Origin of the sequence: Peterkaempfera griseoplana (assembly GCF_001418575.1) — a bacterium.
Taxonomy (GTDB): Bacteria; Actinomycetota; Actinomycetes; order Streptomycetales; family Streptomycetaceae; genus Peterkaempfera; species Peterkaempfera griseoplana.
Map to the genome: position 1 here is coordinate 1 of NZ_LIQR01000599.1, position 8,433 is coordinate 8,433.

At 69.5% G+C, this 8,433-nt stretch carries 8 protein-coding genes; 1 reads left to right on the forward strand and 7 read right to left on the reverse strand.

From position 1 onward, the window contains the following. Positions 1-245 precede the first annotated feature (245 nt). The gene (locus tag AOK09_RS33770) at positions 246-1,409 is read left to right on the forward strand and encodes a pyridoxal phosphate-dependent aminotransferase (RefSeq protein WP_055591036.1); all 1,164 of its coding nucleotides are present in this window, start codon (positions 246-248) and stop codon (positions 1,407-1,409) included. A 118-nt stretch (positions 1,410-1,527) separates the two neighbouring features. Here AOK09_RS33770 and AOK09_RS33775 read toward each other — a convergent pair whose 3' ends face one another. From AOK09_RS33775 to AOK09_RS33805, 7 genes are all read right to left on the reverse strand, one after another. Then, positions 1,528-3,183: a glycoside hydrolase family 43 protein gene (locus AOK09_RS33775; RefSeq protein WP_055591037.1), complete on the reverse strand. Its 1,656-nt coding sequence runs from the start codon at positions 3,181-3,183 to the stop codon at positions 1,528-1,530. A gap of 24 nt (positions 3,184-3,207) precedes the next feature. Continuing rightward, on the reverse strand, positions 3,208-4,317 hold the full coding sequence (locus tag AOK09_RS33780; RefSeq protein WP_055591038.1) for a non-reducing end alpha-L-arabinofuranosidase family hydrolase: 1,110 nt from the start codon (positions 4,315-4,317) through the stop codon (positions 3,208-3,210). Between the two features lie 502 nt (positions 4,318-4,819). After that, positions 4,820-5,527, reverse strand: a complete 708-nt coding sequence (locus tag AOK09_RS33785) for a hypothetical protein (RefSeq protein WP_055591039.1) — start codon at positions 5,525-5,527, stop codon at positions 4,820-4,822. 35 nt (positions 5,528-5,562) lie between these two features. Next, positions 5,563-5,883 carry a hypothetical protein gene (locus tag AOK09_RS33790; protein ID WP_055591040.1) on the reverse strand — a complete coding sequence of 107 codons (321 nt, stop codon included), beginning with the start codon at positions 5,881-5,883 and terminating at the stop codon, positions 5,563-5,565. 49 nt (positions 5,884-5,932) lie between these two features. After that, entirely contained in the window at positions 5,933-6,865 is a 933-nt protein-coding gene (locus AOK09_RS33795; protein WP_157876145.1) for a hypothetical protein, read from the reverse strand. Positions 6,866-6,936: 71 nt separating this feature from the next. Continuing rightward, the gene (locus tag AOK09_RS33800; RefSeq protein WP_055591042.1) at positions 6,937-7,530 is read right to left on the reverse strand and encodes a WXG100-like domain-containing protein; all 594 of its coding nucleotides are present in this window, start codon (positions 7,528-7,530) and stop codon (positions 6,937-6,939) included. Between the two features lie 151 nt (positions 7,531-7,681). After that, a partial coding sequence (locus AOK09_RS33805; RefSeq protein WP_055591043.1) for a DUF3152 domain-containing protein occupies positions 7,682-8,433 on the reverse strand: 752 nt, incomplete at its 5' end.

Sequence of the window (8,433 nt, forward strand, 5' to 3'; positions counted from 1 at the left end):
CCCCCGCTCCGCCCCGCCCGCCGCCTGGCTGGACACCCCGCTCTTCGCGTCCCTGGCCGAGCAGTGGCGCGCCGTCGGCCGCGCCGTCCCCGGCCTGCCCGACGCCGAGTGGAACCACCTCACCCGCAGGCCGCCGGGCTGACCGCCGCACCGCGCACCGCCCGGGCCGGGATTTGCCGCGCCCGACGGCGGGGCGGAGGATGGCCCGCGGACCGACGGACGGACGCTGGGACCAGGGAGACCGCATGAGTGCGAGGCCGCTGCTCAACCGCAGGCTCGACGGGATGGGCACCACCATCTTCGCCGAGATGTCGGCACTGGCCGTCAGGACCGGTTCGATCAACCTCGGCCAGGGGTTCCCCGACATCGACGGGCCCTCGGAGATCGCCGAGGCGGCGGCCCGGGCGGTCGTCGAGGGCCGCGGCAACCAGTACCCGCCCGGCCCCGGCATCCCCGAGCTGCGTACCGCCGTCGCCGAGCACCAGCAGCGGTTCTACGGCCTCGACCACGACCCCGACACCGAGGTCCTGGTCACCGCGGGCGCCACCGAGGCCATCGCCGCCGCGATGCTCGCGCTGCTGGAACCGGGCGACGAGGTGATCGCCCTGGAGCCGTTCTACGACTCCTACGCGGCCTGCATCGCCATGGCCGGAGCCCGCCGGGTCCCGCTGACCCTGCACGCGCCCGACTTCCGGCCGGACCTCGACCGGCTCCGCTCCCTCATCACCCCGCGCACCCGCATCCTGCTGCTCAACTCCCCGCACAACCCCACCGGGACGGTGCTCGACAAGGCGGAGCTGTCGGCGATCGCCGCGCTGGCGGTCGAGCACGACCTGCTCGTGGTCAGCGACGAGGTGTACGAGCACCTGGTCTTCGCCGGGTCCCACCACCCGATCGCCGCCCTCCCGGGCATGCGCGAGCGCACGGTGACCATCTCCTCCGCGGGCAAGACCTTCTCCTTCACCGGATGGAAGGTCGGCTGGGTCACGGGCTCCCGCGAACTCGTCACGGCGGTCCGCACGGCGAAGCAGTTCCTGACGTACGTCGCCTCGGGCCCCTTCCAGTACGCCGTCGCCGAGGCCCTGGCCCTTCCCGGCACCTACTACGAGGCCTTCCGCACCGACCTCCAGGCAAAGCGCGACCTGCTGGCCACCGGCCTGCGCGACGCCGGCTTCACCGTGTACGAGCCGCAGGGCACCTACTTCATCACCACCGACATCGCCCGGCTGGCCCCCGGGGTCGACGCCCTGACCTTCTGCCGCACCCTCCCGGAGAAGTGCGGCGTCGTCGCCGTCCCCAACTCCGTCTTCTACGACCACCCCGAAGCCGGCCGCACCCAGGTCCGCTTCGCCTTCTGCAAGCGGCCCGACGTTCTCACCGAAGCCGCCGAACGCCTGCAGCGCCTGTAGTGCCCGGCCGTGACGGACCGCCGGGTCGACGCACCGCGCCCGCGGCCGCAGGAGGCGGCCGCGGGCGCGGTGGAGGCGGGACCGACCAGACGCGCGCCGGCCTCCGGGACGTGTCGCGTCACGGTGTCGTCAACGCGAACTGCTTCACCGCCACTTCGCCTCCCAGCTCCTCGGTGGCGTAGTTGAAGACGGCGAACCGGTAGCCCATGAAGAACGTCCAGTTGTCCTTCAGCGTGAGAGCCGGGCCCAGAGGCGTGAAGTGGACGCCGTCGGTGCTGTAGGAGAATGTCCCCTGACGGCCCGGCCCGGGGCGGATGTCCGCGTTGACCCGCAGCCATATCTGGCGGTGGTCCGAGACGTCGGTGCTCGCGCGCTCGTCGCCTGTGCTGACGGTGTTCCAGTTCCCGTCCATGGCGACGCCGTCGACGGTGGCGAGCGTGTAGGTGTCGCCGTCGCGCCTGACGCCGATCCATGCGGACAGGTCGCGCAGCAGTGCCAGTCCTGCCCGGTCCCCGGGCTTCATCCGGGCGTAGTTCAGGACGATGGTCGCTGTGGACGAGGGGCCCTGGATACGGTGGGTCAGGGTGTTCCGGGCCGAGTAGAGGTCCTCGGTCACCGTCGCGGTCCCCAGGCGCAGTTGGCCGTCGAGCGACCACTTGCTGTTGTCCGGGTTGTGGTTCCACTCCCACTGCGGCCCGAGGACCTGGCCCTTGAAGGTGTCGATTCCGATGAGCGGTTCGACCGGCCGGGGTGGCGGGGGGAGGTTCGGGCGGGGATAGGACGTACCCCAGGCACCGTCGACGAGTTGCAGGACGGGCCAGCCGTCCGGCGTCCAGGTGATCGGGGCCATGGCCGGGACGCGACCGCCGGGAAACGCGTCCACGAAGGCCATGTAGTACCAGTCGCCGCTCTGGGTCTGCACGAGTCCGCCCTGGTGCGGAACTCCGCCGCCGGGGATCGGGCCCTTCAGGTCGAGGAGGAGCTGCTGCATCGTGTACGGCCCGAAGGGACCCGTCGTGGACTTCAGGATGTACTGGCCGTTGGCCGGCCGGGTGACGAAGATGTAGTAGTTCCCGTTGATCTTGTAGAAGCGGGAGCCCTCCAGGACGCCGACACTCGGCGGTGTGCTGAACACGTGCTCCGACCGGACCTCGCTGCGCGCGTCGGGCGAGAGCTGGGCCACGTGGATGTCGGTGTTGCCGTAGGCCACGTAGATCGTGTCGTCGTCGTCGACGAGCATCCCCGCGTCGTAGTACACGTTGTCGATCGTGGTGTGCCGGCTCCAGGGGCCCTCCACGGATGCGGCGGTGTAGACGTAGGTCTTGGCGAAGTCGATGTGACCCAGCCAGTAGAACGTCTCGTTGCTCGGCCGGTAGCCGAGGGTGGACGCCCATATGCCCCTGACGTAGCCGCGTCCGCCGTTCAGGTCGTACTTGTCCCCGAAGTCCAGGACGGGTACGGAGTGTCCTGCGAACTCCCAGTTGACCAGGTCGTAGGAGCGGAGGATCGGCGCCCCCGGCGAGTAGTGCATGGTGGAGGCGGAGTAGTAGTACGTGTCGGCCACGCGGATGATGTCGATGTCCGCGAAGTCCTGCCAGAACACCGGGTTGGTGTACTGCGCCGAAGGGGGCGGGGAGGTCTGCCCGGCGGCGCCGGCGGGCTCGGCGGCGGCGGCCTGCGGGATGTGAGCGGCGGAGGCCGCGGCAGCCACGACCAGACCGGTGCCGGCCGCCAGCACCTGCCTGCGGCTACGCGGTTGAGAGGACCAGGACATGCGAGATCACACTCCTTGCGGGGATTACTCGTGGTCCGCCTTGCAGAAGGCGCTGACGGGGTTCGGGCCCTGCGCGGTGAGCAGGCCGAGACGGTAGGGCAGCGCACCGTAGGGGTTCTGCGCGGCCGGGTCGAGACCCTGGTACAGGTACTGCAGCGGCTCGCACGGGTCGATGATCATTTCCTGGTTCACGTGGTGCCGCACCACCTCGCCGTGCGAGATGTCCTGCGTCCAGGGCGTGCCGTCGAAGGAGACGTTGGTCGACCGCGCGAAGGGGTTCTCGGCCGTGTCGGCGAGCGGTTTCCACTGCCCGGCCAGGCTGCTGCCCGTCCAGGAGCGGAACATCCTCCGGCCGTCGTCCCCGATGGCCTCGACGATGAGCAGGTACTGCCCCGAGCGCTGGATCTTGTAGATGTTGCTCGCCTCGAACAGCTTGAAGCGGTTCGGGTCCGAAAGGGCGATGGTGGTGTTGTGGTACCCGTTCGGGAAGTCCTTGACGGTCGTCTCGGACCGGTAGAGGTGGCCGTTGTCGTCGGAGGAGAACAGGTAGCAGTTCTTCTCGTCGCAGGTGTTGAAGAAGTCGACCCAGTACCCGTTGCCGATGTTCTGCTTGATGACGTCCGGCATACCACCCGTGTAGAAGTGGCCGACCGGACTCCACGACAGCGGGTCGTCGATGTCGGTGGTCGTCGAGTAGGCCCCGCCCTGGCCGTCCTGGAACACCAGGTACCAGCGCTTCTGCGGCTCGAACCAGAAGACCTCCGGCGCGGCGCGGTATCCCGGACCGATGCCGGACCGGTCCAGGTAGGTGATCGGGGCGTCCGCGGCCTGCGACCAGTCGGTGAAGCTGGTGTAGGCCAGACCCCACCCATTGCCGTCAGCCGTGGTCATGAAGACGTGGTACTTGCCGTTCACATAGACCACAGAGGGGTCCTTGACGGCCAGCGAGGCATGGGTGGCATCCGGCTTGGGCCCGATGAGCGGCCCGCTGGACGTCCACTGGAACGAGGCCGACGGCGGGGCCGACGACGAGTCCGACGATGTGGCCGCTCCTGCGGGCGACGCCAGAGCGGCCACCGCCACCAGGGCGGCGGCCGCCACTCCGAGGCGGAATCCGACCCGGGACAAGTTCATGCGTGCTCCTCGGCTACCTGGATTGTTAGCGCTCACAATGCGCTCGACACGTCACGCTAATCCGGCGACCCCCGTTCCGCAATGCCGCCGTCAAACTTCGTGGGCGGAATCATGCATGTCGGAGCACCAGGGCAGCTGGACGAGCGGGTCGGCGACATCCCGACGAGGTACCGCATGTACCCGCATGTACCCCTTTGGGGCCAACCTGCTTATTAACGCTCACATTCAGGTCGCCCGGCGGAATCACCGGAAACAGCAGCTGCGGCGTCCACGCCACGTGGTCACCGCGTCCCCGCCGACGGGCGCACGGCGGTTGGGCCCCTCGGCCGCCTTGGGTCGTCGGTGCTCAGCGCGGCGTGGACGCGGGCGGAACATCCACGGCCGGTCTCCGGCAGCGGCCCACCGAAGCCGGCCGGAGCCCGCCCCGGTTCACCTTCCGCAAGCGGTACACCGTCCTCGGCGAGGCCGTCACCCACCTGAAGCGCCTCCGGCAGCGCCCCGCCTACTGCGGGGCGAGCGGCACCGCGTCGAAGCCGTCGAAGAGAAAGGCGTAGACCTGCGCCAGATAGGCGGTCAGCTCCTGCTGGTCGGGAAAGCGCACATAGGTCAGCTGGTACCACTGGTCGACCGACAGCGGGCGGTTCTTCAACAGGTGCAGCAGCCCCGCCCTGATGACCTCGCGGTAGTCGGGCCAGGCGGCGTCGAAGGTGTCGCGCAGCTCACCGAGGTCGTCCACCGCCTCGACACCGAGCATCGCCGCGCAGAAGTGCACAAAGCGCCGATCCACGCCCGGCACCTCGAGGCCGAGCTCGGCCAGCGGAACGGCGGTCGGGTCCAGGACGCCACCCGGGTAGGGGTACACCGTCGTGTTCCACAGGTCGTCCTCCACCGCGGGCCCCTCGGGTCCGGTGCCCTGCGCGGGGCGGTAGACGCCGTACAGCAGGCCGAGCGTGAGGAAATCGGCGTACACATAGTTGACCTGCCCGTCGGGGCCGTACGGCTCACGCGGGTCGATGGCGATTGCGGTGGCCTTCCCCGCGCAGTTCAGGAAGGGACCGTAGACGGCCTCGAACGGCAGGACCGGGGACAGGTCATGGGTGCTCAGAGCCGCAGCGCGGAGGGCGTCCTCGGCCTGGACGAGTGATTCCTCGGAGTCGAAGCGGCTCGCCCACGGACCGGTGCGGGGCGGCAGCTCGTCACGAAGCGGCATAGAGACGGGGCTCCTTTTTCGACGCGTGTGGAGAATCAGGGTGCGGGAGCGATCGGCGGTTCGGCGCGATCGCCGTAGAAATACGCATGGACATCCGCGAGGAATTCATAGAGCTCATCATCGGACTGGAACGGGTACCGGGTGAGGCTCCACCACTCCCTGATCGACGCGGGCCGCTGCGCCAGCAGGTACTCCAGGCTCTCGCGCAGCCGGGCGGCGTACGGGCTGCCGTCCCGCGCCGAGTCGCGGTACACCGCGATGTCGTCGATCAGCTCCGGATGGAAAGCGTTCCGGTAGAACTCGCGAAGCCGCTCGTCCTCATGCCAGCCAGGAATCTCCCAAGCCGTCCAGCCCATCAGAATTCACCGCAATCCACTGGTGCCGCCGCTCCGGCGGGACAGAATATCATAGCCCCTGGTGCCGGTGCCGGTTGTGCTTGAATGCCGGTTCCGGGAACATCGTGTGGAGTTTGTGGCCGCCGTTTCCGTCCGGCTCGTAGACCGCTTTGATGGTGGCGTCCTTGAAATTGACGTCCTTGTAGTTGATCGATCCGTCGTGATTGAGCGGATTCTGCGGGTCGATGTAGTAGCCGCGGAATCTTCCGGCGTGCCCGCCCGGCCCCCATGCCTCCTGCGGGGAGAACTCGACGACCTGGCGGTCGGTGCGGGTGGGGTCGAGTTTGGAGCGCGCGTACTGGTCCGCGTAGACGAAGGACTCGTTGTCCTTGAAGGCCGTGGAGTAGCTGTCGCACTTGTGCCGGTTCGGGGCGCCCTTGTCGGCGTCGTAGTAGAGGTCGGGCGGGCTGAGGTTCGTCTTGGCGTCGGGACCGTGCAGCGGGTCGATCTTGTTGGTCGACTGGACGTAGCCGGTCACCGGGTGCCTGGCGACGGTCTGCGCACCGGCCGGGCCCTGCATCACCGGAGTGCCGAGGCGGTCCTTGAGCTGCTGGTCCGTCACCCTCAGGTGCCGGCCGACGCCGTGGCCCTGGCTCTCCAGCTCGTCCACCCGCTCGTCGATGCGGCGGTGGTACAGCTGACGAAGCGGCTTGCGGCCCGGCACCGACTGACCGGGCTCCAGCTTGATCTTCTCCCCGGAGAGCGAGGTGCCCGCCCCCTTGAAGCCCTTCTGGACCGCCTTCTCGGCGTCGTCGAGATTCTTCTTGGTGATCTCCAGACCTCGGCCGATGGAGCGGTGGCCGCCGGCCATCGCCTTCGACATGTCGCCGATCATGGAGTCGATGACCGGGCGGACCGCCTTGTCCACGATCCGGCCGAGCTTGCCGCGCCCGAGAACCCGGCCCCGGGTCCCGGCGTCCAGGTTGCGCGAGTGCCGCTCCACCCGGTCCGCGTGCTCGTGCGCACGGCTCGCGGCCTGCGAGAGTGCGTTCCGGTCGGCTCTGAAACCCTGACTCACTCGGCACCCCCGACACCCAGTGCTGCCTCGACCCCGTGGAAGACCAGACCGGAGACCGCCCGTTCGATGGCCGCCTGGAAGGGTTCAATCGCCACCGAGACCAGCTGTCCGACGATGGCGTCCTCGATCTCCTGGAGGATCGCGTTCACGATCCGCTTGCCCGCCTCGACGATCGCCGCCTCCGCCGCCGCGGCGGCCCCGAGGGTGGCGACCGCCGCCGCTGCCGCCGCCGCCATCTCCGCGGCCATCGCCACCAGTTGGGCGATCACCGCCATCTTGGCGACGACCACCGCGTCGGCGGCGATCTCCAGACTCGTCGCCAGCACTCCGCAGCAGTCGATCAGCACCGTCATGTGTTCGGTGGAGGCCTCGCCCCAACGGGCGAGCAGGGCGTCGTAGGAGGCTCCCTCGTACGCGCCGCCCAGGTTCTTCACCAGGATGTCCGTGTCGTCGTGGGTCTCCGACATCCCCTGCCCGAACTCCCGGACGTGCCCGGCCCACTCACGCAGCTCGTCCTCGTCCACGTCGGGCCAGTTGAGCCCCATCAGATCCATGATCCAGACAAGCTCGGACGGCAGCTCGATCGACAACGCCCAACCCCCATGCTCGAACGGACACGTGCCGGTTCTCCGACGGAAGACGGATGAGTCCGCCGCACGGTTCCAGCCGGACCGCGAACGCGCCGCCGACGGCGCGGACCTGCGGGACCGGAGATCCACCGCGCCGCCCGGCCGCGGCGGTTCACGGCACCCGGGGCCCGGAGACGAAACGGCCGTCGCTGTCGTAGGGCCAGGCGTTGGCGACGCATCCGTGCAGACCCTTGATCTGCTGCATCATCACGGGCGCCGGCCGGCCGCGGCCGGCGCAGGTCATGTGCGTGTAGCCCAGGTAGTGCCCCATCTCATGATTGATGATCAGCGCCCGGTAGTCGTGGATCGGACCGTCGAAGGTGGGCGAGCCCTCCACCCAGCGTCTGAGGTTCACCACCACCCCGCCGGGCACCTCGCAGTTGTACTCGCCCTCGGTGTCCTGGTGGATGCCCTCCCAGCACAGGGTGTCCGCCGTGCCCGGGGTCGCGATCCGCACCGTGAGGTCATAGGGCTGTCCGGCGCCGGCGGGCTGGAAGGAGGCGGTCCCGTCGTGCGTCCAGCCACGGGGCGCGGCGAGGATGTCGGCGATCTCGCCGGCCGCCCGGTCCGGCGAGAGGTCGAGCCCCGACTCGACCTGCACCCGGTAGCGCAGCAGATGCGCCCCGCGGCCGGACTTCCTCCCGCCCGCCGTCGCGGTGACGAACGTCCCGGGACCTGTCGCGGGAACGCGGATCCTGGTGGGGGTCGGCTTCGGGCGGGGGGCAGGCTTCCTCACCGGGGTCCGTTCAGGCGTGGACGTGGAGCCGGCGCCCGCCGCGCTCCGCGGGTGGTGCGGCGCGCCCTTCGCCGTGTCGCCGTGCCCGCCGTACGGACCGTGCCCGCCGTACGGACCGTGCCCGCCGT